At 62.6% G+C, this 21142-nt stretch carries 18 protein-coding genes, 1 tRNA gene and 3 pseudogenes; 9 read left to right on the top strand and 13 right to left on the bottom strand.

Features of this window, described 5'->3' with window-relative positions; all coding sequences use genetic code 11:
• Positions 1-159: 159 nt before the first annotated feature.
• Positions 160-621 carry an Hsp20 family protein gene (locus M2427_RS34855; RefSeq protein ID WP_280711340.1) on the bottom strand — a complete coding sequence of 154 codons (462 nt, stop codon included), beginning with the start codon at positions 619-621 and terminating at the stop codon, positions 160-162.
• A 222-nt stretch (positions 622-843) separates the two neighbouring features.
• Here M2427_RS34855 and M2427_RS34860 point away from each other — a divergent pair, with 222 nt between their 5' ends.
• Positions 844-1791 carry an alpha/beta hydrolase gene (locus M2427_RS34860; RefSeq protein ID WP_280711341.1) on the top strand — a complete coding sequence of 316 codons (948 nt, stop codon included), beginning with the start codon at positions 844-846 and terminating at the stop codon, positions 1789-1791.
• 80 nt (positions 1792-1871) lie between these two features.
• Here M2427_RS34860 and M2427_RS34865 read toward each other — a convergent pair whose 3' ends face one another.
• Together M2427_RS34865 and M2427_RS34870 are read right to left on the bottom strand one after the other, a co-directional pair.
• On the bottom strand, positions 1872-4676 hold the full coding sequence (locus M2427_RS34865) for a cytochrome c (protein WP_280711342.1): 2805 nt from the start codon (positions 4674-4676) through the stop codon (positions 1872-1874).
• Positions 4677-4878: 202 nt separating this feature from the next.
• Complete coding sequence (locus M2427_RS34870; protein ID WP_280711343.1) at positions 4879-6675, bottom strand: adenylate/guanylate cyclase domain-containing protein; 1797 nt, start codon at positions 6673-6675, stop codon at positions 4879-4881.
• A gap of 223 nt (positions 6676-6898) precedes the next feature.
• Between M2427_RS34870 and M2427_RS34875 the strand changes: the two genes are divergently transcribed.
• Positions 6899-7531 (top strand): LysE family translocator, encoded by a 633-nt coding sequence (locus M2427_RS34875; protein WP_280711357.1) that lies wholly within the window; start codon positions 6899-6901, stop codon positions 7529-7531.
• A 79-nt stretch (positions 7532-7610) separates the two neighbouring features.
• Here the strand turns inward: M2427_RS34875 and M2427_RS34880 are convergent, their stop codons facing one another.
• From M2427_RS34880 to M2427_RS34890, 3 genes are all read right to left on the bottom strand, one after another.
• Positions 7611-8363: an outer membrane beta-barrel protein gene (locus M2427_RS34880; protein WP_280711344.1), complete on the bottom strand. Its 753-nt coding sequence runs from the start codon at positions 8361-8363 to the stop codon at positions 7611-7613.
• A 237-nt stretch (positions 8364-8600) separates the two neighbouring features.
• Positions 8601-9971, bottom strand: coding sequence for a hypothetical protein (locus tag M2427_RS34885; RefSeq protein WP_280711345.1), 1371 nt, complete (start codon positions 9969-9971; stop codon positions 8601-8603).
• Positions 9972-10056: 85 nt separating this feature from the next.
• The gene (locus tag M2427_RS34890) at positions 10057-10809 is read right to left on the bottom strand and encodes a sulfite exporter TauE/SafE family protein (protein ID WP_280711346.1); all 753 of its coding nucleotides are present in this window, start codon (positions 10807-10809) and stop codon (positions 10057-10059) included.
• Positions 10810-10904: 95 nt separating this feature from the next.
• On the opposite strand from M2427_RS34890, the gene M2427_RS34895 reads away from it, so the two are divergent.
• Positions 10905-11795, top strand: a complete 891-nt coding sequence (locus M2427_RS34895; protein ID WP_280711347.1) for a LysR substrate-binding domain-containing protein — start codon at positions 10905-10907, stop codon at positions 11793-11795.
• Positions 11796-11977: 182 nt separating this feature from the next.
• On the opposite strand, the gene M2427_RS34900 is transcribed toward M2427_RS34895, so the two are convergent.
• The 3 genes from M2427_RS34900 to M2427_RS34910 all read right to left on the bottom strand — a co-directional run bounded on the left by M2427_RS34900 (position 11978) and on the right by M2427_RS34910 (position 15177).
• Positions 11978-12943, bottom strand: a complete 966-nt coding sequence (locus M2427_RS34900) for a tripartite tricarboxylate transporter substrate binding protein (RefSeq protein ID WP_280711348.1) — start codon at positions 12941-12943, stop codon at positions 11978-11980.
• Positions 12944-12961: 18 nt separating this feature from the next.
• A complete protein-coding gene (hisN, locus tag M2427_RS34905; RefSeq protein WP_280711349.1) occupies positions 12962-13744 on the bottom strand; it encodes a histidinol-phosphatase in 783 nt (260 codons plus the stop codon).
• Between the two features lie 542 nt (positions 13745-14286).
• A complete protein-coding gene (locus M2427_RS34910) occupies positions 14287-15177 on the bottom strand; it encodes an N-formylglutamate amidohydrolase (RefSeq protein WP_280711350.1) in 891 nt (296 codons plus the stop codon).
• Positions 15178-15519: 342 nt separating this feature from the next.
• Here M2427_RS34910 and M2427_RS34915 point away from each other — a divergent pair, with 342 nt between their 5' ends.
• The 3 genes from M2427_RS34915 (at position 15520) to M2427_RS34925 (ending at position 17070) form a co-directional block, all read left to right on the top strand.
• Complete coding sequence (locus M2427_RS34915; protein WP_007597092.1) at positions 15520-15879, top strand: response regulator; 360 nt, start codon at positions 15520-15522, stop codon at positions 15877-15879.
• Positions 15880-15955: 76 nt separating this feature from the next.
• A tRNA-Val gene (locus M2427_RS34920) sits at positions 15956-16030 on the top strand.
• Between the two features lie 779 nt (positions 16031-16809).
• Positions 16810-17070 carry a hypothetical protein gene (locus tag M2427_RS34925; protein WP_148221405.1) on the top strand — a complete coding sequence of 87 codons (261 nt, stop codon included), beginning with the start codon at positions 16810-16812 and terminating at the stop codon, positions 17068-17070.
• Positions 17071-17147: 77 nt separating this feature from the next.
• Here M2427_RS34925 and M2427_RS34930 read toward each other — a convergent pair whose 3' ends face one another.
• Both M2427_RS34930 and M2427_RS34935 read right to left on the bottom strand, forming a co-directional pair.
• Positions 17148-17600 (bottom strand): hypothetical protein, encoded by a 453-nt coding sequence (locus M2427_RS34930; protein ID WP_148221406.1) that lies wholly within the window; start codon positions 17598-17600, stop codon positions 17148-17150.
• Positions 17601-18406: 806 nt separating this feature from the next.
• Positions 18407-18517: pseudogene (locus M2427_RS34935) on the bottom strand (transposase); the annotation flags it as partial.
• A 70-nt stretch (positions 18518-18587) separates the two neighbouring features.
• On the opposite strand from M2427_RS34935, the pseudogene M2427_RS34940 reads away from it, so the two are divergent.
• Positions 18588-19216: pseudogene (locus tag M2427_RS34940) on the top strand (IS66 family transposase); the annotation flags it as partial.
• Here M2427_RS34940 and M2427_RS34945 read toward each other — a convergent pair.
• The gene (locus M2427_RS34945; RefSeq protein ID WP_256374714.1) at positions 19152-19370 is read right to left on the bottom strand and encodes a transposase domain-containing protein; all 219 of its coding nucleotides are present in this window, start codon (positions 19368-19370) and stop codon (positions 19152-19154) included. The pseudogene M2427_RS34940 and the gene M2427_RS34945 sit on opposite strands and share 65 nt — an antisense overlap.
• 325 nt (positions 19371-19695) lie before the next feature.
• On the opposite strand from M2427_RS34945, the gene M2427_RS34950 reads away from it, so the two are divergent.
• A complete protein-coding gene (locus tag M2427_RS34950; protein ID WP_244424372.1) occupies positions 19696-20241 on the top strand; it encodes a hypothetical protein in 546 nt (181 codons plus the stop codon).
• A gap of 73 nt (positions 20242-20314) precedes the next feature.
• The gene (locus M2427_RS34955; protein WP_041750392.1) at positions 20315-20581 is read left to right on the top strand and encodes a helix-turn-helix domain-containing protein; all 267 of its coding nucleotides are present in this window, start codon (positions 20315-20317) and stop codon (positions 20579-20581) included.
• Between the two features lie 343 nt (positions 20582-20924).
• On the opposite strand, the pseudogene M2427_RS34960 reads toward M2427_RS34955, so the two are convergent.
• Positions 20925-21142 (bottom strand): annotated as a pseudogene (locus M2427_RS34960) (IS630 family transposase); the annotation flags it as partial.

Genomic DNA, 21142 nt, shown 5'->3' on the forward strand with positions numbered 1-21142 from the left:
TCAGCTCACCGGCCCGTGATGCTGGGCGAGCGTTCAATCGGGCAATTCCGCAAAAATGTCCTCGTCTGGCGAAAGCCGGGCGACGATGGGGAGCGGGGGGAACGACAAAAACGCCCCGGGGCACCGGGGCGTTTTCTCAACCTGAAAGTTGAGGCAAGCTTAGGCGGCGACCGAGCTCTCGATCACCTGGGCCTTGGCAGCGCCGGTGTTGATCGCGATCTGGCGCGGCTTCTTGGCTTCGGGAATCTCGCGAACGAGGTCGACATGAAGCAAGCCGTTCTCGAGCGAGGCGTCCTTCACCTGCACGAAGTCGGCAAGCTGGAAGGCGCGCTCGAAGGCGCGCGCGGCGATGCCGCGATAGAGCACCTCGGCTTTCGAGTTCTCATTGGCGACCTTCTCGCCCTTGATCGTCAGCGTATTTTCCTTCGCGACGATGGAGAGCTCGTCCTTCGAGAAGCCCGAGACCGCGACGGTGATGCGGTAGGTGTTCTCGCCGGTACGCTCGATATTGTAGGGGGGATAACCGGGGCTGCCGTCAGAGCCTGCCTGGTCGAGCAGGTTGAAGAGGCGGTCGAAGCCGACGGTGGAACGATAAAACGGGGTCAGATCGTAGGTACGCATGGTCAAGTCCTCCATTGAGCGACTGTTTTCGGTAACCCGCCCGCCAATCGGGCCGGGCTTTCGTCTGTGTGCAGCCTGATGTTCCGGTTCCGAAACACTGGTAGCGGCCTGCACCATGGTGATATGGGTTCAAGGAAATGGCGTTCAAGAGGGCGGTATCGGCGCCTTTTCGGCGCTTCCGCCCCTTGATTTGCAGCATTTGGCGCCCAAGCACTTCCAATCATGACGCTGGTCTCGATCCCGTCCAATCCCGTTCCCGAAGATGTCGTCAGCGGCACCATCAAGACCCCTGATGGCGTCGAACTGCGCTTCGCGCGCTGGGCGCCGCCGGCGAACCGCAAGGGCACGGTCTGCGTCTTCACCGGGCGCAGCGAGCAGATTGAGAAATATTTCGAGACGGTGCGGGACTTGCGCGACCGCGGGTTTGCGGTGGCGATGGTCGACTGGCGCGGGCAAGGCCATTCGGCGCGCCGCCTGCGCGATCCGCGCAAAGGTTATGTGCGCAATTTCGCCGATTACGAGATCGATGTCGAAGCCTTCGTGCAGCAGGTGGTGCTGCCGGATTGCCCGCCGCCATACTTCGCGCTGGCTCATTCCATGGGCGGCGCGGTGCTGCTGCGCCTCGCCCATTCAGGCAAGCGCTGGTTCGACCGCATGGTGCTGTCGGCGCCGATGATCGACCTGCCCGGTCGCGCCACCTCGTTTCCGGTGCGGGCGCTGTTGAAGACGATGCGCATGATGGGGCGTGGCGGCGCCTACGTTCCCGGCGGCAGCGACCAACTCACCGGGCTGTCGCCCTTCATCAACAATCCGCTGACCAGCGATCCCGTGCGTTATGCGCGCAACGTTGCGATCCTGGAGGAAGACCCGACGCTGGGTCTGGCATCGCCGACGGTGGCCTGGGCCGATACCGCCTTCCGCGCCATGCACACCTTCAAGGGCGTCAACTACCCGTCGGAGATCCGTCAGCCGATCCTGATGCTGGCGGCCTCCAACGACACGGTTGTCTCCACGGCCGCGATCGAGGAGTTCGCCTACCATTTGCGTGCCGGCTCGCATCTGGTGATCGCCGGCTCCAAGCACGAGATTCTCCAGGAGCAGGACCGCTATCGCTCCCAGTTCTGGGCCGCGTTCGACGCGTTCGTGCCGGGCACGCCGCTGTTCGGGTGAGAAGGCCCAGACCATCCTGGGCCTGATTGCTCCACAAACTCCGTCATGCCCGGGACAAGCCCGGCCATGACGACTAGGCGCTACAGCGTCTTCAGATACTCGATCAGGTCCTTGCGCTCCTCGTCCTCGAGCAGGCGGCCGACGACGCCGTCCTTGTGCGGCGGTCCCTTACCCTCGAACGAGTGGCCGAGATTGCTGTTGCCGTACTGCTCGGTGCCGTCAGCGGCGCGCGTCGAGAAGCGCGACTGCCCTGTCTTGCAGCTCTCGCCGTCACTGACCGCGAAGCCGACCTGCTTCGGATCATAGTCGCGACCACCGCCCATGCAGAACGATTTGGGGCGCTCGGCCGCCGGGCTCAGCATCCAGTAGAGCGAGGGCACCGATCCGTTGTGCAGGTAAGGCGCGGTGGCCCAGACGCCGTTGAGCGGGCGCGCGCGATACCAGGGCGGCGGCTCCGGCTTGTCGGGCGGCTGCGGACCTGGATCGGGGCAATTCTTGCGCTTGCCCCACCAGGCATCCTGCTCCTCCCAACTGATATTGGCGTCCTTCATCGCCTTGCGGCTGACGATGTCGACGAGCACCATCAGGCCGAGCGAATACGGCATGTCGGTCGACGAGACCTCAGGCAGCTTGCAGTCCCACCACTTGTTGAGATTCTGCGTGGGATCGAGCTTGAGAAAGCCCGGCACCTGAACCGTTCGCGTCGTTAGCACGCTCGCCTGAGCGGGGTCGGTCCCCATGCCTTTGACGCCTTTCTGCACCTCGTTCAGGAATTTGTCCTTGCCGATCGTCTCCCAGCGGTCCGAGGACCAGATGCTCTTCTCAGGAAATTCGGTGTCGAACGCGGGATCGTTGACCGGACCGAGATGGCATTCGACGCAGATTTGCGCGTAAAGCTTGCGGCCGCGTTTGACGCGGTCCTCATCGATCTTCCACGCTGCGTCGCCGAAGATATCCGACGGCCATTTCGGCGACGTCAGTCCTGACAGCTGCTTTTTCGGATAGGGCGCGGACCCCTTCAAGAGATCCTCGATCCAGTTCAGGTTTCTGATGTCCATCGACGAGCGGAACAGCGTGCCCTCTGGCGCATTGGCGGACAGATTGAGCAGCGCGGTCACGCCGAGCGCTTCGCCGGCATTGCGGATCAGCGGCTGTTCGATCGACGCGTCATATTGCGCGAATTTGAGCCAGGGCACGGTCCAGATCGGCGGGAAGCTGACCGGCGCGTCCTTGGCATGCAGATTCTTCTCGAAGCCGCTGAGGCCGCTGAGCGTCATGTCCTGCGCGAAGACCTGGTTGCCGATGCGGTTGAGCGCGTCGAGGCGGCCGTAACCTTCCTCGGTGTCCTGCTGCTGCTCGTCCTGCTTGGTCTTCTCGTTGGGCCTCTTCTTGCCCGCGATGGTCTTGTCGTAGGTGGATTCCCAGTCTTTCAGGAACGTGCCGATCGCGCTCAGCTTCTGCTTCAGCGCGTCGCGATCCGCGTCGCTGGCGGAGGCGCCGAGCACACGGTCGGCGAAGCGCGTGAAGCGACCCGGCACGAGCAGCGTGTAGGCGATCGACAGGCCGGTCGTAATCTCGAGCTTTCTGAGATCGGTCATCGCCGGGCCGCCGTCGAAGCGGATGTCGATGCCTTTGTAGTGGATCTGGCCGGTGTGGCAGGCGGCACAAGTCAAGCCGATCCGGTCCTCGCCGACCTTGCCGGTCGCCGGATCAGGCACGCCGGTCATGCGCGCAAAGCCGACGGGCAGGCCGTCGACGTTTTCGGCCTGTGCGCCCCAGTCGACCGGCGGATCCCAAAGCCGCGCGGGCACTGGCTTCGTCTTGTCGTAGACATTGGCGTAGCCGAAGCGGCGCAGCGTGGCCTCGTCGGTGTTGATCGTCTGCGGGCTCGGGATGAAGCCGAACCGCTGCAGATGGTCGCTGTCGTGCAGCATTCCGGGCTTCGCGAAGAAATGCAGCCGCGGCTGCTCCAGCGCCATGAACCAGCTATAGGGCACCGGAAAGGTCGCAGTGCCCTGGCTCGCATGATGAAACCAGTGCCGGTCCTCCAGCGCCCAGTTCTGCTCGAGCCAGTACGCGGCCCGGGGCTCGACAAGCTTCGGCAATGGCGGGGCCACCAGCTGGCCGATGACATGGGGCAGCATCGGCTGGAATTGATCGGGAAAGCGCAGCGCCACGATGCCAAAGACGAGCAGCGCTGCGACAAGCCCGCTGGCCGCACGCAGGATGAGCGAGGGCGGGGTGACCGGCTGGCTGAGCATCCGCTGGGTGATGCGATCAGGGAATTTGCGCTCGTTGAACAATGTCCTCACCTCGGCTACGCTGAGATAGCGGTCATCACCTTGGCCCTTGCCCATGATCTTGAGCAGGACCGGCCATTCGAACTTCATCAGGAGCGGGTAGTACCAGCGCGCTTGATTGCCGGCGCGCTTGAGATTGTCGTCCATGAAGGCCTGGATCTGCGAGGCGTTGAGTCCGGTCTCGCTGCCGCCATCGGGATCGTCATAGTTGCTGCCGAAACCGGCGAGCCGTGCGATCTCGTCCTCGTTGACCTTGCCGTCGACGCCGAGGATGCGCGAGCCGGCACCGAGCTTGTCGAGTGGACCGCCGCGCAAGCCGTTGAGCTGCGCGCCCCAGAAGATGCTCTGCAGGATGTGGCAGGCGCCATTGGCGATCAGCGCGACGCCGCGGACCTGGATGCGGGCCGAAATCTTCCTCAGCCCGGTCTCGCCGCTTGCATTGGCGATGGTTTGCGACAGCGTCCGCAGCGGCACGGTGCCGCCATCGACAAAACCTTCGCCGACGAGGCCACGCAGGAACGGGCAGGGATTGTTTGGAGAGACGTCGATTGAAGGATCAAAGGGCTTCTTGCGGAAGTCATCCATCGGCAAAGTCCTGAAACAAACGACCTGAAACAAGCGAAACGCGAAAGCGGCCGCGCCGATCAAGCGCGGAAAGTCCTAACAAACAGACAGCGGACGCGGCGCAACTATACTACTTCAGGGTGTGATGAAGTGTGGCTGAATTCACGCGGGTGTCAATAATGCCGCGGCGAGGCCGCAGCGCACGCGTGTCGGAATCCCGCTGTCAGGATTCGGCGGCGCGCCTGACGTCGCTCTGGACCAGAGTGAGCTTGCTGGCAGGGACGCCCGCCTTCAACAGCCCGTCGCGGTAATGCGCGATGTCTTCGGGCCGCTTCCAGTGAAAATTCCGCAGATGGCGGTCGACATTCAAGGTCGGGTAATTGCTCATCAGCACGCCGGTCGCCTCGGCAGCCTCGGCGGTGCGGCCCAACTGCGCAAGCGCCGCGGCGCGGATCGCCAAAGCCTGCATGTGGTTCGGGTTGACGTAAAGCTGCTCGCGCGCCCACGACAGGGTCGCGTCATACTGGCGCAGCAGATAGTGGCTGAAGGCGTTCAGCGCGGCCCATTGATAGCGCGGGTCGCTGTTGTCGCGCTGGGCGGCCATCGAGAACAGCTCGATCGCCTGGCGGTGCTCGCCGATGGTGAAATGGCAGATGCCGAGCACGCCGCGCGCGCCCATGTCGTAGGGATTGAGGGCGACGGCGCGCTTGGCGGCGTCCATCGCCGCCTCGTCATGGCCTTCCATCGCATGCGCCCAGGACAGGATCGAGAACGCAAAGGACGAACGCGGGTCGAGCCGCACGCTGGTCTCGGCAAGCCGCATCGCCTCCGCCCACATCTCGCGGGTGCCCTTGACCCAGCCGAACTGGATGCTCTGGATCTGGATCGTGGCGAGATAGGCATGCGCGATCGACAGTTTCGGATCGAGCGCGATGGCCTCCCGGAACCGCGCGACAGCGGTGCCGAGATCTTCCTTGGTCTGCCGGTAATAATGCGACAGGCCTTTCAGGAAGCGGTCCCAGGCCGTGACGTCGTTGGTCGGGCGCGCGGGCGCGGAGGCCTCGGCCCGGACGATCTCGGTGGCGATGGCCGCGGACAGGTTGGTAGTGATCTCGTCCTGCATGGCGAAGAGGTCGCCGATGTCGCGGTCGTATCGGCCGGTCCAGAGCTGCTCGCCGGTCTCGGGCGCGATCAGCTCGGCGGTGACGCGGATCTTGGCGCCGGCGCGCCGCACCGAGCCCTGGATCAGATAGGTGGCGTCGATCTCGCGTGCGATCACGCGGGTGCTGACATTGTTGCCCTTGTAGGGGAAGGTCGAGTTGCGGCTCAGCACGCGGTAGAATGATTGCAGCGACAGCGCGTGGATCAGATCCTCGGTCAGGCCGTCGGAGAAATATTCATCCTGGGCGTCGCTGAGATTGGCGAAGGGCAGCACGCCGACGATGGCGGTGCGGTACGATTGCGAGAGCGCCGCCCCTTCCTTCAGATCGGGTGCGAGCGCGGGCGCGCCGTCGGGCGTCCAGGTCCAGACGCCGATGGGATCCTTGATGTTCTTGAAGCGATGGTTGCCGCCATCGACCAGCGGCACGGTCAGGTGCTTGCTCGCTTCGCGATAGGCCTTGGACGAGATCGCGAACCCGCCGGGGCTTGCGACGGATTCGAGGCGGACGGCGATGTTGACGTCGTCGCCGAACACCTCGTCTTCGTCGGCGATGACGTCGCCCATGTGGATGCCGAGCCGGAACTGCATGGTGCGGTCGGCGGGCAGGTGGTGATTGCGCTCCGCCATCAGCACCTGCATCGCGACCGCGGCTTCAGTGGCGCCGACGATGGAGGGGAATTCCAGCAGGAAGCCGTCACCGGTATTTTTGACGACGCGGCCGCCGTGATTGAGAATGATGGGGTGGATCGCGTTGCGATGGGCCTTGAAGGCGGCATGGGTGCCGGCCTCGTCAGTGCCCATCATCCGAGAATAGCCGGCGACATCGGCGCAGACAATGGCGGCCAGACGTCTTTCCATATCCTCGGAGCTCCAAGGGCGAGGCGCTGCCACGGTGTGGCGGTCGGCGCGAATCCCGCATTTCAAGAATCCTGCCCTTATAGAGCAGATGATGCCGAGTGAAAGTATGATCCGCATTGCAGATTCGACGCAAATCCTAACATTTCCGGTGGTGGACGGCGGGGCGCGAACCGACTAAGGCCAGTCCCTTGAGATCGCCCGGCCGGGCGGCGAGGACCTCATGATGCTGGGCATTCACGAAATCTGGCTCTTCGTCCTGTCGGGCGTGCTGCTCAACATTACGCCGGGGCCCGACACGGTCTATGTGATCGGCCGCAGCATGCAGATGGGCTGGCGCAGCGGAGCGGCCGCGGCCTTCGGCATCAGCTGCGGCTGCTTTTTCCACGTGGCAGGTGCGGCGATCGGCCTGTCCGCGCTTTTGATGGCCTCATCCACCGCGTTCTCGATCCTGAAGCTGGTCGGCGCGGCCTATCTGGTCCTGACCGGCCTCCAGATGCTGTGGTCGCGGCCGCAGCTTTTGGCGGTCAAGGACGAGGCCGAGCGGAGCTCGCTGCGGCGGATTTTTCTCCAGGGCGTCCTCACCAACGCGCTCAATCCCAAGGTCGCGCTGTTCTTCCTGGCCTTCCTGCCTCAATTCGTCGCAGCCGATGCGCCCCACAAGCCGCTCGCCTTCCTGACGCTTGGCCTGATCTTCATCTTTACGGGGACGCTGTGGTGCCTGGTGCTGGCGGCGTTCGCGGCCAGGGCCGCTCACCGGCTGCGGCAGTCCGAGGGCGTGATCGCCTGGGTCAACCGTGCCCTGGGTGGCCTCTTCATCTATCTCGGCATCCGCGTCGCCATGCTGCAGACGCGGTAGATCAACGAGCTGTGCGGTTGCCTCGATCGAGGCCGAGCAAGGGATGTTTTCGGGACGAAGTCCGAATCGGACTGGCTTCTCAGGGCAGATGGTAATTCACACCGACGCGGACGATGTTGTCGGTGAATTTCGCGTTCCAGGAATAGACGGTTGCGAAAACCGCGTCAGTGCCGGTCCCGCTTTGCGATCCCAGATCGACATAAAGATATTCGAGCTTCCAGGTCCATCCCTTGCAGTTCGGAAGCATACCTTCGAGTCCGGCCCCTGCCGTCCAGCCCACGTTGACCTTCGAGCCGTTGAAAGCATAGCTGAGGCCGGTCAGGCCTCCCGCAGCCGTACCTGACCCGCTGACCTTCGTTTCGCCGTAAGCGACCCCGGCGGTCGCATACAGCAGCAGCGACGGCTGCAACAGCGCGCCGACCCGCCCTCGCAACGTGCCAAACCAGAGAATCTTGGCATCGATGGACTGATTGAGAGCGCCCGCCACCGTGGTGGCTCCCTCACCGCCGGGAACGAAGCTGAAGGGATCGCTACGGCTGCTGTGAGCTTTTTCGGCGGAGCCCTGCAGGTCCGCCTCCACGCCGAAAACCCAACGGTTGTTGGCCTGCCAGTTGTAGCCGATCTGACCGCCGCCGATCACGCCGTCCGGCTTGGGTGAGAACGGAAATGAGGCCGGCAATCCGAACGCCGTCATTCCGGGGGCGGTGACATCGCCGCGGGCATTGCCCCAGCTGTAGCCGATGTTGCCGCCGACATAGGAGCCGGTCCAAGGATACTCGGCCGCCATCGCGGGGTTCGTCGCGGCGACTGCGCCGAACGCAACGCCAAGCATCCATTGATTCTTCAAAACAACCCCCATGGCGCGTTACGAGGTCCCGAACCCTCGTGGCGCCCCCTCTTCGATCATAGCCCAAGAGAATCGTCCTCGCCACGGGGATAGGACGACGCGGCCGCAGTGGTGCCATATCACCATTCGTTGCCGCTTCAGGGCGCGCTCGGACGACAATGGCGATGACTTAGGCCTTGTCGGCCGGGCCTCGCGGACTCGACGACCGGGCAGGCCTCATCGTCACAAGAGTTCGCAACGATATCCCAGGCGCTTGACGCTCGCGCCCCAATCGATCCTGGCCACAGCCCTGACATCGACCTGGAATTCATCGCCGGCGTGCCGTCTGATCAGCGCCACGACGGCCGCGGTTTCCTCTGGCGTCAGCGAGTCTCGTCCGCCGATTTCGACCACGATCCTGTCGAGAGCGATCTGCCGGATCCGGTACTCGTCGAATTCCGCGATTGCAGTCAATTCCCTGGCCCGCACGTAAAAGGTGGAAACCCGTCCATTGGGGTGTTTGAGCAGCGCTTTGCTGCGCCCTTGGATGTTGGACAGCACCGGACCGTCATGGCCGCACGGGCATCGGTCTGCGAGGGTGGCGATGTCGCCGAGATCGTATCGAATGAAAGGCGTTGCGTAGGAGTGGAGATGCGTCACCAGCACGAGGCCGGTCGTTCCGCTAACTGTCCGGACGGATGCGTCGGGAATGATCTCGACGAGGACGTTGCTCGTCGAGACATGGTAGACACCGGCATTTGCTTGACACTCCAGACCTATCGATCCGACCTCCTCCGAGGAATAGGTCGAACGAACCGGGATGCCGATCGAGGAAAATTTATCCCGCAGTTCGGTGTCGACGGCGCTTGCGCGCGGGTTGAACATCGCCGTACCGGCGCGCTTGAAGAACGTGGGGTCGACAGACTGTAACATCGTTTCGATCAAAGTCGGCTGCGCCAACAGATAGCCGATGGAATCGCGTGCCAGTTCCTCGCACAGCGCCTCCATGTTCGGATTGTAGTATTCGATGTACTTGAAGATGCCCCCTGGAATGAGCGGCCCGAGGCTTCCCAATGGATTGTCGTCGGTCCTGACCGTGAAGCCGTTCTTGCTCGGCGTCAGCACCGGACGGAGCCGCGTGCTGTTCAATCGCAGATCGCGTCCCTCGATGAAATATTGCGCGGCAGCCCTGACCGCATTGTATTCCAGGTTCATTTGCGACAGGAAAAATTGAACCGGCGTGCCGGATGAGCCTGACGTGCCGTGCTTGATCGTCGGAATTCTGTCCAGCGGGGACAACAATGGTCCCTCTGCCTCGACCTGCCTGGTCAGATCGCTGCGGCTGAGAATCGGAAGCTCCGCGAGGGCGGTGTCGCGGATGTCCCCGGAGCCGATCCGTTCCCGCCAGAATGCCGATCTGTGGGCGGCGTGTCGCAACAGATTTCGCAGCTGGCTTTGCTGCCAGTTCTCCCGCGCTGTGCGATTGCCGGTTTCGATGGCGACGAGGTCGAGGATTGCGGCCAGGAAATTCTTGGGCCCCTCGTCGATAAATGTCATGGGCTTTTCGCTGAAGGCCCGGTCGTGGAGCGGAACCTGCGAAAAGTCGAGTTTCATTTGGGCCTCTCGATGATGCGTGGGTTGCCGAACCGTCCTGATTCCGATCTCGGCGACAATGGCATCAGGCTTCGCCGGAAAGCAGCTAGCCGATCTCCTTTACCAGAGCGCTGCCGGCCAGATACAGTCCGAGCAGGATCATTGCGACCAGGAACCAGCGGCGGAACGCGTCCGCCGGCATGCGCTGCCGCACCGACTGGCCGACATACATGCCGGCAAAGGCCATCGCCATGGCCACAGTGCCGGGCACGGCATTCGCCGGCGTCAGCAGGCCGCCGGCAGTGAGATTGAAGGCGAGTGCCAGCGTCGCCGTGGTGAAGAACACGCCGAGCGCCTGCACCAGTTCGTCCTTCTCCATCCCGATCGCCTGCATGAACGGCATCGAGGGGATCACCTGCACGCCGGTCGAGGCCGAGATCACGCCAGTGATGATTCCGACCACGCCGCCGACCCATTTCTCGTTCCCGGGTGCGACGTGGAACTTGAATTTGCTGAGGCCGATGATCGCGTAGATCACCAGCAGCACACCGAGCACCACGGTGCCGTAGCGCGCGTAGGGGCCGGTCAGCGCGCCGGCATTGAGCCAGCAGCCGATCACGGTGCCGATCATCAGCGGCCACAAACGCCTGAGGATGTCGCGCAAGTAGGGGCCGACGAAGGTCTGCCAGATGTTGGTGACGATGGCGGGCACGATCACGATGGCGATCGCGCGGCTCGGCGCCATGTTCACGGCGAGAAGGCCCATCGACACGGTCGGCAGGCCGAGCCCGACGACGCCCTTGACGAATCCGGCGACGAGGAAGACGGCGGCGATGAGAATGAGAAGCGGGTCAATCATGCGAGCCACATTGACCGAAGCCGCGCGCAGGCACAATCTGGAGGTTACGGAGACAGCCTTCGCCAATAACGAAGCCTGATTTTGGAGGAAATCCCGTGCGTTTCGACCTGGTCGATCTCCAACTCTTCATCGCGGTTGCCGACCAGCGCAGCATCACCCGCGGTGCCGAGCGTTCACATCTGGCGCTGGCCTCCGCCAGTGCGCGGATCAAGGGGCTCGAGGATGCGCTCGGCGTTGCCCTGCTCAAGCGCGGGCGCCGCGGCGTGGAACTGACCGCGGCCGGCGAGAGCCTGCTCGATCATGCCAGGCTCGTGATCCACCAGGTCGACGCCATGCGCGGCGATCTCGCCGGCTTTGCCTCTGGCGTGCGTGCCAGCGTGCATTTCCTTGCCAACACCTCCGGCCTGTCGGAGCATCTGCCGAAGGCGCTGGCCGGTTTCCTGCGCGAGCATCGCGACGTCGCCATCGACATCGAGGAGCGCGAGAGCACCGACATCGCGGCCGCGATCACGGCCGGTGCTGCCGATCTCGGCTTTGCCGCCGAGCACGCGCTGCCCGATCATATCGAGCGTTTCGTGTTCAGCGAGGACCGCCTGACGCTGGTGACATCCCGACGTGGTCCCTTCGCCGGCCGCCGCCAGATTGATTTCCAGGAGGCGCGGACTTGCGAGTTCGTTGGCCTGACCAGCGCCACCGCGCTGCAGATGCATATTTCAAAGCATGCCGCGCGGCTCGGCATGCGCCCGCATTTCCGTGCGCGGCTGCGCGATTTCGATGCGATCTGCCAGTTGGTCTCAGCCGATGTCGGCGTGGCCCTGGTGCCTGAAGCCGCAGCCCGCCGCTGCGCCAAGTTGATGCCGCTCGCCATCGTCCGCCTGCGCGATACCTGGGCCAACCGGAGGCTCGTGATCTGCGCGCGAAGTTTCAAGGCGCTGCCACGGCCGGCCAAGATGCTGGTGGAGCATTTGCGGGCAGAGGCGGTGTGAAGGGGGCTTTTACCCTCCCCTGGAGGGGGAGGGTCGATCGCGCGTTGCGCGAGCGGGGTGGGGTGATCTCTCCACACGGGCACCGTTCGAGGTGGAGAGACCGTCACCCCACCCCATCTCACATTTCGCTACGCTCAATGTGAGCCGACCCTCCCCCTCCAGGGGAGGGTAAGAAAGAACGCCTACTTCGCCGTCTCCACCCCGGCGTCCTTGATCACTTTCGCCCATTTCGCGGTCTCGTCCGCGATGAAGGCGCGAAAATGCTCCGGCTCGTCGCCAACAAGCGTTGCGCCTTGTTGCGCGAGCTTGTCCTTCACCGCCGGATCGGCCATGGCCTTGGTCGCGAGGTTATGAAGCGCGGTGACGATCTCCCTCGGTGTGCCCTTGGGCGCGACCATGCCGTACCAGTTCTCGATGCGCAGATCGGGAAAGCCGGCTTCCTTCGTGGTCGGCACCTCGGGCGCGGTCGGCGCGCGCTCCACCGAACCGACCGCAATCGGTTTCAGCGCGCCGGCCCTGACCTGCGGCAGCAGCACCGGGAGATCGAGGAATGTCATCTGGACCTGCTGACCCAGGAGATCATTCACGGCCGGAGCCGCGCCGCGATACGGCACGTGCACGATATCGATCCTGGCGGTCAGCTTGAACAATTCGCCGGCCAGATGCGGCAGGCTGCCGGGGCCGGACGAGGCGAAGTTGAGTTTTCCCGGCTGCGCTTTCGCAAGCGCGATCAATTCGCCGATGTCCTTGGCCGGCACGTTCGTCGCGACGACAAGCATCTCCGGCACGGTCGCCACCAGCGTCACCGGCGTGAGATCATTGAGCGTGTCGTAGGCGACCTTCTCCATGCTCGGGCTGATCGCGAGCGCGCCGGCCGAGGAGATCGCGATGGTGTAGCCGTCGGGTGCGGCCTTGGCGACGGCATCAGTACCGAGCACGCCGCCCTGGCCGCCGCGGTTGTCGATCAGCACGGGCTGACCCGATAGTTCCGACATCCGCTGGCCAATCACGCGCGCGATGATGTCGTTGGGGCCGCCCGCCGGGAACGGCACGATCAGCTTGATCGGTTTTGCTGGAAAGTTTTGGGCGGAGGCGAAGGTCGGTAGCAGAAGCAAAATGGCGAGCAGGAGCGAGCGGCTTCTTTTCATGCAGGCTCCTTGTGCCGCCTATCCGTTGAGCAGTTTCAGCGCTTCTTCGTGCACGCGTGCGTCGCCGGCGGCGACGATGCGACCGCCGCCCTGGGCCGGCTTGCCTTCCCAGGTGGTGACGACGCCGCCGGCGCCGGTCACGATCGGGATCAGGGCCGCGATGTCGTAGGGTTTCAACTCGGTCTCGACCACGAGATCGACATGGCCGGCCGCCAGCATGCAATAGGAGTAGCAATCGCCTCCATAGCGCGACAGGCGTGCGCCCTGTTCGATCCGGCCGAAAATGGCGCGGTCGCGCTCGTTCATGAGCAAGGGAGACGTGGTGTAGGTGGTCGCCTCCGACAGCGAGGCGCAGCGGCGGACCTGGAGCCGGCGCTCACTGGTGGGGCCTTTATAACTGGCCGAGCCGTTGTCGCCGGAAAAGCGCTCGCCGATGAACGGCTGATGCATCATGCCATAAACAGGCGTGCCCTTGTGAAGCAGCGCGATCAGCGTGCCCCAGATCGGAAAGCCGCCGATGAAGGACTTCGTGCCGTCAATGGGGTCGAGCACCCAGACATAGTCGGCGTCCTCGCGCTCATTGCCGAATTCCTCGCCGACGATGCCGTGCTGGGGGAAGCTGGCCTTGATCAGCCGCCGCATCACCGCTTCAGCAGCGCGGTCGGCCTCCGTGACCGGATCGAAATCCTTGGTCTTGCTCTTGTCGTCGATCGACAGCGAGGTGCGGAAGAACGGCAGGATGGTCTCGCCGGAAGCAGTGGCGAGCCGTCCGATGAAGGCTGAGAAGTCGATCACCGTCACGGCGCATCCTCAAAACGAAAGTTGGCTGAAGCTCGCATCTGCCTAGCTCAATTCGCCCCTCGCGTGCAGCGCTGTCTTGATTTGCACCCTGGTATTTTGGATCCGGTTACTGGCGGACCAGGTGAGCGACGTGGGTGAGCGACGTGGCGAGCCATATGCTGGCCAAATATCGATCACGAAGTTGAAAACTTAGTTCCGAGGTTGCCTCGTTCGTATGCAAATGACTATCAACCCATTGAATTTCCTTATCAAAGAAACTGAATCTGGGTTTCTCTGGGAGCAAATGAGCCATGTGTTTTTGCATGGGAAACCGCTCAAAAGCCCTTGCACTTTGTGCGGCGCGGCCGCATATTGTTGCGGTGCGGTAGCGCTTCTCGCGTTACCGCTGCCCTCCTTGGGCGTTTCCTCCCTAGACTTGGGCCGCTTGCGTCATTCGCGAGCGGCCCTTTTTTCTTGCGTCGCCTGTCTTCAGTTTAGCGCGCGATTGATTGCAAAACGAAAACGCGTCCGCACCCATCGCAGATAAGTTTTTCGAAATCCGTCTATTCCGCAGCGGCCTGGTACGGGCCGAGATCGCCGAAGGGGATGGTGGTCGCCAGCACGTCGGCGAGAACGCCGAGGTCGCTCGCGACTTGCGCGAAGCGCGGGCCGCGTTCGCGGCGGCGCTCGTCCATGTAGATCGCGCGGTTGAATTCGAGCTGCACGGCATGCAGGCCGCTGGCGGGATTGCCGTAATGCTCGGTGATGAAACCGCCGGCATAGGGCTTGTTGCGGCCGATCGAATAACCGAGCCCGCTCATGGTTTCCTCGACCCGGTCAGGCAGCAGCGGCGTGCAGCTCGTGCCGTAGCGGTCGCCGATCACGACGTCGGGCCGGCGCGGCTCGTCCCTGCTGACGCCGACCGAGGGCATCGAGTGGCAGTCGACCAGCACCACGGTGCCGAACATCTGGTGCACCTTGTTGATCAGCCGGCGCAGCGCGCGATGGTAGGGCTTGTACAGCGTCTCGATCCTGGCCAGCGCGTCGTCGACCGCGATGCGGTCGCGATAGATCTCCTGGCCGTCGCCGACCACGCGCGGAATCGTGCCTAATCCGCCGGCGACCCGCATCGAACGGGTGTTGGCAAAGCTCGGCAGCCGGCCGGTGAACATGCGAGGGTCGAGCTCATAGGGCTCGCGGTTGACGTCGACATAGGAGCGGGGAAAATTCACCCGCACGGTCGGAAAGCCGCGCGCGCTCAAATGGCCGATCAGCTCGTCCACGAAGGAATCTTCCGACCGCCGCAATTGCACCAGGTCGATGCGCGAGGCGCTCAGGAATTCATCCGGATAGGTCGAGCCGGAATGGGGCGAGTTGAAGATGACAGGCGCGCGCCATTGGGCGGGCTCCGTGATCTCGAAGGCTGGCGACACCTCGCCGTCAAACCGGGTCATCTTCTCAGGCTTCGTCCCTTCACGCCGTCAGGTATGGCGCCGCGCGATCCAGCATGGTCCAGATCGAGTGATTCGGCCGGTCGAGCGGCTCTTATGTGTCGTCATTGTCCGGAATCGCAACCATTCTGCCAAGCGAAAAGATGTGATTGGCGCTGGAACACGTCTTAACCGTGCGAGCAGGGAGGCGGGGATCAGTCGTTGCGGCAGAATTGATTCGGAGCCGATTCCGGTTCACAACACCCCTCGCAGCGCGAGCCCTGAGGGTTAAGATTTTCACCCCAAATTTACCCTCTGTCGGGCTTAGTGACCTCTGCACATCCTCTGGGGATCGACGTTCCTGCCATGCCAAAAATCCTGCTCGCCGAAGACGACAACGACATGCGCCGTTTCCTGGTCAAGGCGCTGGAAAACGCCGGTTTTCAGGTCTCGTCCCATGACAATGGCATGGCCGCCTATCAGCGGCTCAGGGAAGAGCCGTTCGAGATGCTGCTCACCGACATCGTGATGCCGGAGATGGACGGTATCGAGCTGGCCCGCCGGGCCTCGGAACTCGACCCCGATATCAAGATCATGTTCATCACCGGCTTCGCCGCGGTCGCCCTGAACTCGGATTCGGACGCTCCCAAGAATGCCAAGGTGCTGTCGAAACCCGTTCACCTGCGCGAATTGGTGAGCGAAGTGAACAAGATGCTGGCGGCCTAAATCGGCCAGCTTCGGTCCTTGCGCAGGGTCCGCTGAGCCGTTATAGGGACCCCCACCCAACGCAGGTGGACTATTCGGGCGCGTAGCTCAGCGGGAGAGCACTACCTTGACATGGTAGGGGTCACAGGTTCGATCCCTGTCGTGCCCACCACCAACTCTCTGTTTTCTCAGCGTTTCTGGGATCACCCTCGCCCCGATCGCTTGCAAATCCTTCCTCGTCAACAGTACGTCAACAGCAAATAGCGGCCTGTTGCAGTGTTGCTGGATCAGTGCAATCACGCAATCGGTGGCCAGGGCGACATCGGCGAGCATTTCTGGATCGTCTGACTCGTAATTCGCCGTTGTGCGCGAGCCGTCGCGCACAACGTGCCCCATCCACAACGAGCGCTGCTCGCGCGGCACATTCCGGAACAGCTTCTTTATTTGGTCGGCCATGAAATGGCGCAGGCTGTACTGCGAAAATCCCATCAGTCCGATCTCTGTGCCGATACGCCGAAAGGCGCGCTTCACGGTTGCGACGCGCTTGCCCTTGTACACGATCAGTCCAAGCTCGGGAGGGGTCCGATTCTCCGCAAGGGCGGCCGCTCGCCGAGCCTCATCTTCTTTGTTCCAGACTGGTAGCCAGCCGGCGAGGCACCCGGTGAGCGGCTGGCGGGGCCGGCGCTTCTTCGTAGGTACCCAACCGATCGGAGCGAGATCAATGACGCCCCCGTTCCAATCAACCTGACTTGCCGGATCGAAATCGATGATGGCTTGCGGTCGCGCCCACGTGCACAGACTCATTATCGCGAAACGGAACAGATGGGGTGTCTTGAGCGAATCCAGCACGGCGGCCATCTGCTCGATCGATAGTGTCGCCGGTCGCGGCCGACGTGCCGGGATTTTGAGTTCAGCGGCGATTGCCTCACGTTTCCACACAATTTTCGGTGCGTGGCTCATCAGCGCCGTCTCGACCTTGTTGCCGACGGCATCCAATCTGATTTTGGTTACGCAGGCATCGTTGAATGCGGATCTCATCACATTGAGCAACCGTTCGATGTAGCCCGCGGAATGCTGGTGTTTTTCGACGCACCATTTGGCCAGCTCAAGCTGTTGGGCAGGCGTCCAGAATGCGACGGGGGCATCGATCTTGCTTTTGCTGGCGAGATAGTCCGTGAACAGCTCCACTGCTCGCTCGGCCGCATCCTCTGATGCAATGTGTGGGCCGCGCTCGTCGAGATATGCCTTCAACGCGGCCACACTGAGGACCCGGTCGGGGCCGGGTGGTCCTACCCGGTGTGCGCTGCTGGGAGCGGACGCGACGAGCGCCGCGAGCTTGACTTTAGCCTCTTCGAAATCTGTTGTCTTAAGACTTCGGCGGCGGACTTGGCGAGTTCCGGGGTCATATCGGCAAGCATACCAGAAGCCGAGATGCTCTGGATGGGGACGCTCGAGATAGTAGCCGCCAAGCTCGAATCTCCACTGCTGCTGAGTGTCTGATGGTGAGGCGCCCCGCTGTTTATCTGCTGGCATTCCGACTTCCTAAGATATGTACGGTCGATATAGTTCTGCACCTGCTCCGGCGTGTAGCGAGGCCCGCCGCCCTTCTTTCGGAAACCGTAGAACTCGATCCCGGGCGGGTTCGCTCGACGGGCGCGTCGCAGCTCGGCCTTTGTGAGCATGGGCCAGCGGCTGAGCACCTCATCTTCGGACAAGAAATTCGCCGGATCAATGACACTCATCGAAAATCTCTCTCTCGGCCAATCAAGCAATAAGCCCGGGCGAATCATCATGGTCGCAGAGGGCTGACCCGAGGAGAACAAGCTATTGCTCCGGTCGTCGAATCGGCGGCTTTGTCGCGCAAATAGGTGCGCTGACCTGAGTGCAGTTGGGCTCGACACCGCCTGCAATTGCCGCCAACAGACTCATAACCTGAAGGTCATAGGTTCAAATCCTATCCCCGCAACCAACGCTTCCCTAGACTCTAGGGGGCGGCAGCCCTCTCAGAAGTCTGGAGTAGGGCGGCGAGTTGGCCGTAAATCTCGATCTTCACGGGCTTGTACCGACCCTGTGGATGAATAGCGATCTTCTCGACGACCTCCCGAATGGCCTCGTTCGCTGACAAGCGGCTGTCCTCGTCTGCATCGGCAGAGCATTTTTCAGATCTCTTATCTTGTCGCGGTAGGCGTTCGCCGCATTCGGGTGCAGTTCCACCGCGGGCGGAACGACCTCGGCGATGTCAGCCCCGATCTGGTCGCGCTCGGCCTCCACGGCCGCCAGCCGCAGGCGCGGGGCGCGGCTGGGACTATCGCCCAACAGGGCATCGACCGCCTTTGAGATGGCGCCGTTGACGTGGCCTAGTCGCTCCTCCAGGTCGGCGTCGCCGGTGGGCTGTCGAGCTGTTCAGCTCACGGGACATCCGCTGATATTCGCGGACGTACTCGGCAATCAGCTCGGGCGTCGCCAGCTGTTCTTCGATCCCCTTCAAGACCAGGGCTTCAACCGCCTTACGCGATACCGTGCGCCGGTTCTCACAAAGGCCAGTCTCTGTCGTCTCCGAGATCCCGTGCTTGTGAGCCAAGTCCGCCGTCTTCGCACAGGCTTCATGCTCCTTCAGGACCGCTATGATCTGCTCTTCCGCGAACCGCTTTCGCTGCATCTGTGCATCTGTCCGCCCTTCGTCAGGGCCGACTCTAACTCGGTCTGGAGGAATTTCCTAGGGGCAGGTCAACGACACAAAAGTGCCGATCCTGGCGAAGGGCAAGACAATCCAGGGACACATCTGGACCTATGTCCACGACGACCGGCCGTTTGGCGGCCGGGCGCGGCCAGCGGCGTTGTATTATGCCTCGCGCGACCGGCGGCACGAACATCCCGTGCGGCACCTCAAGGCGTTCAGCGGCATCCTGCAGGCGGATGGCTACAACGCGTTGTACGATCCCTCGCGCGCGGTGGGACCGATCACATCGGCGCTGTGTTGGGCCCATGCCAGGAGGCAGTTCTTCGAACTTGCGGACATCGCCGCCAATGCAAGGCGAGGCAAGAATGCTGGAGCAATCTCGCCGATCGCGCTGGAAGCAGTCAGGCGCATTGACGCCCTGTTCGAGATCGAACGCGGCATCAACGGCCTTGCCGCCATGAGCGGCTGTGCATCCGTCAAGAGCAGAGCGCGCCGCTCCAGGAGGTTCTGGAAGCCTGGTTGCGCGAACAACGTGGCCGCTTGTCGCGCTCGGCCTCGGTCGCCGAGCCGATCGACTACATGCTCAAGCGATGGGATCGGTTCGCACAGTTCATCAACGATGGCCGGATCTGCCTGACCAACAACGCTGCGGAACGAGCCTTGCGCGGATTTGCGATTCGGCTTCGCGTGCGGCCTTCCAGTTCCAGGCCAGAAGTTCGTGAAGCTGGTCGGTCTTCGTGGCGCCGCTCACCATGCGATCGAGAACGTCGACGAGATACGCCTCGGGGTCGAGGCCATTCAATTTCGCTGTGTTAAGAAGCGAAGCGAGTATCGCCTAGTTCTAAAGCCCCCGGCTTTGCCTGGGGATACTTACTCAATGGTTCGATGTACGTGTCGTAGAGGACACAGGCTATCGCCTTAGAGGCAACAACAATAACTACCGATTGGACGACGTGATTATCGGCGTGCGTCTAGCCAATGGCTGTATCGTCGATCTCGCCAACGGCAAGGCTGGCCGTGGGTGAAAACCGGATATCCATTGACGTAATGAATCGGCCGTGATTCGATTCGCGGCACTGGCCGCTACAGGCCAGGCAAGCGGCCCGCACAGATGCAGCAACACCTGCGCGAGCCTAACCCTCAACATGGAGATAGCCATGTCTCAGGCTGATTCTGCCTATACCACGAGTCGTTTAATCTTTCCTGCCGGCCCGGCCGTTCGGCGCCGGCAGTTCGTCACCGGCAGCGCCGCCATCCTGGCCGGGGTCATCACTCCCTCACGGGCTGAAAGTGTTGGCGTTTCGACCGCGCCCGACCCGGTCCTTGATGCCATCGAGGGCCACCGCCGAGTCTTTGAGGAACTGGGGCGCCTGCTCGCCGAGCAGGATGCTGCCGAGCGCGAGCTGCGCCGTGCGCCGTGCGGCAGGCGGGCCGAGCTGGAGGCCAAGTTAAGTGGCCTCTGCGAGGCTGAAGGCGCACTCGGTCGGGCTGAGATGAAGGCCTCGCGTCAACTCGCCGGCATCGTGCCGGGAAGCCTCAAAGGAGCGTCCGCTGTGTTAAAGTACGTGCGCGAGTGTTACGAAGTTGGCCAGTACGCCCTTTACGAGGACGATGGCTACCGGCTGCTGCTGCTCTCGACTGAACGCGCGATTTGTGCGGCCGTTGGTCTCGCTATTCCGCATCGTGGTGTTGATCCTCGATAACGATTGCGCGCCTTCCTACGAGCGGGATGTGGAAACGAAGTCCTGGTCGAACCGCTAAGACACCGCCAGACGAATGCGGTGGGAACGGATATCTCCGACCTACGACCATCGTGCCACATCTCGGCTCCACAAAAGGCCGAAGAACAAGATCGACGTGAGGGCGATCCGGGTGGACCTGGACATGACGCAGGAAGAGTTCGCAGGTCGCTGCGGATTCAGCGTCAATACGCTGTGCCATTGGGAACAAGGCTCGCGACAGCCGGAAGGGCCGACACGCGCTTATCTTCTCGCGATCGAGCGCGCCCCGAAGGCAGTGCAGAAGGCTTTGCAGGCCGTGTGATGCGTTCGACATCTACGACAAAGCTGATGGCTGTAAAGAGATATCGCTCCAATGTGCTTGGCCTTCGTCTTGAACAGGATGCTGGAGGGCCGCGATGGTGCGCCCGTCCGTGCGTCCATCGCGGCAGAACCTGCCGCATGTCGCCCGTAAGCGCCGGCGCCTCATCGTAGGGCGGGTCTACGTGCAACGGAGCAATGCAATCAAAGGCAGTAAAATAGAGGCGTCTCTAGTACGTGCAATCCCGCCATGTATGCGGCTTTTTTGCATCGGTTACGACGAAAAATGAATATCTTTTGGCAAGCACCTCGACACTTGCCAAGACCGGTGTTCTGCTGGTTCCCAACTAGTACCTCTGCACAGAGGTTTTGACTCTTTGTTTTTTCGTCGGTTTAGCCGGGACTTTTGGATAGGCGCGGCCGAGTTTGGCCCTGGCCTTCTCGGTCGTAAACATCCAGTTGATTCTGGCGCGCTCGGCGTTGCGGCGTTTTTCCCAGGCTGCGGTCTCTCTGACGAGACGAGCATGGCTGTCGATCCGTCGGTCGAGGCACTGCTGCGAGAGGA

Source organism: Bradyrhizobium sp. BR13661, from assembly GCF_029892425.1.
GTDB lineage: Bacteria > Pseudomonadota > Alphaproteobacteria > Rhizobiales > Xanthobacteraceae > Bradyrhizobium.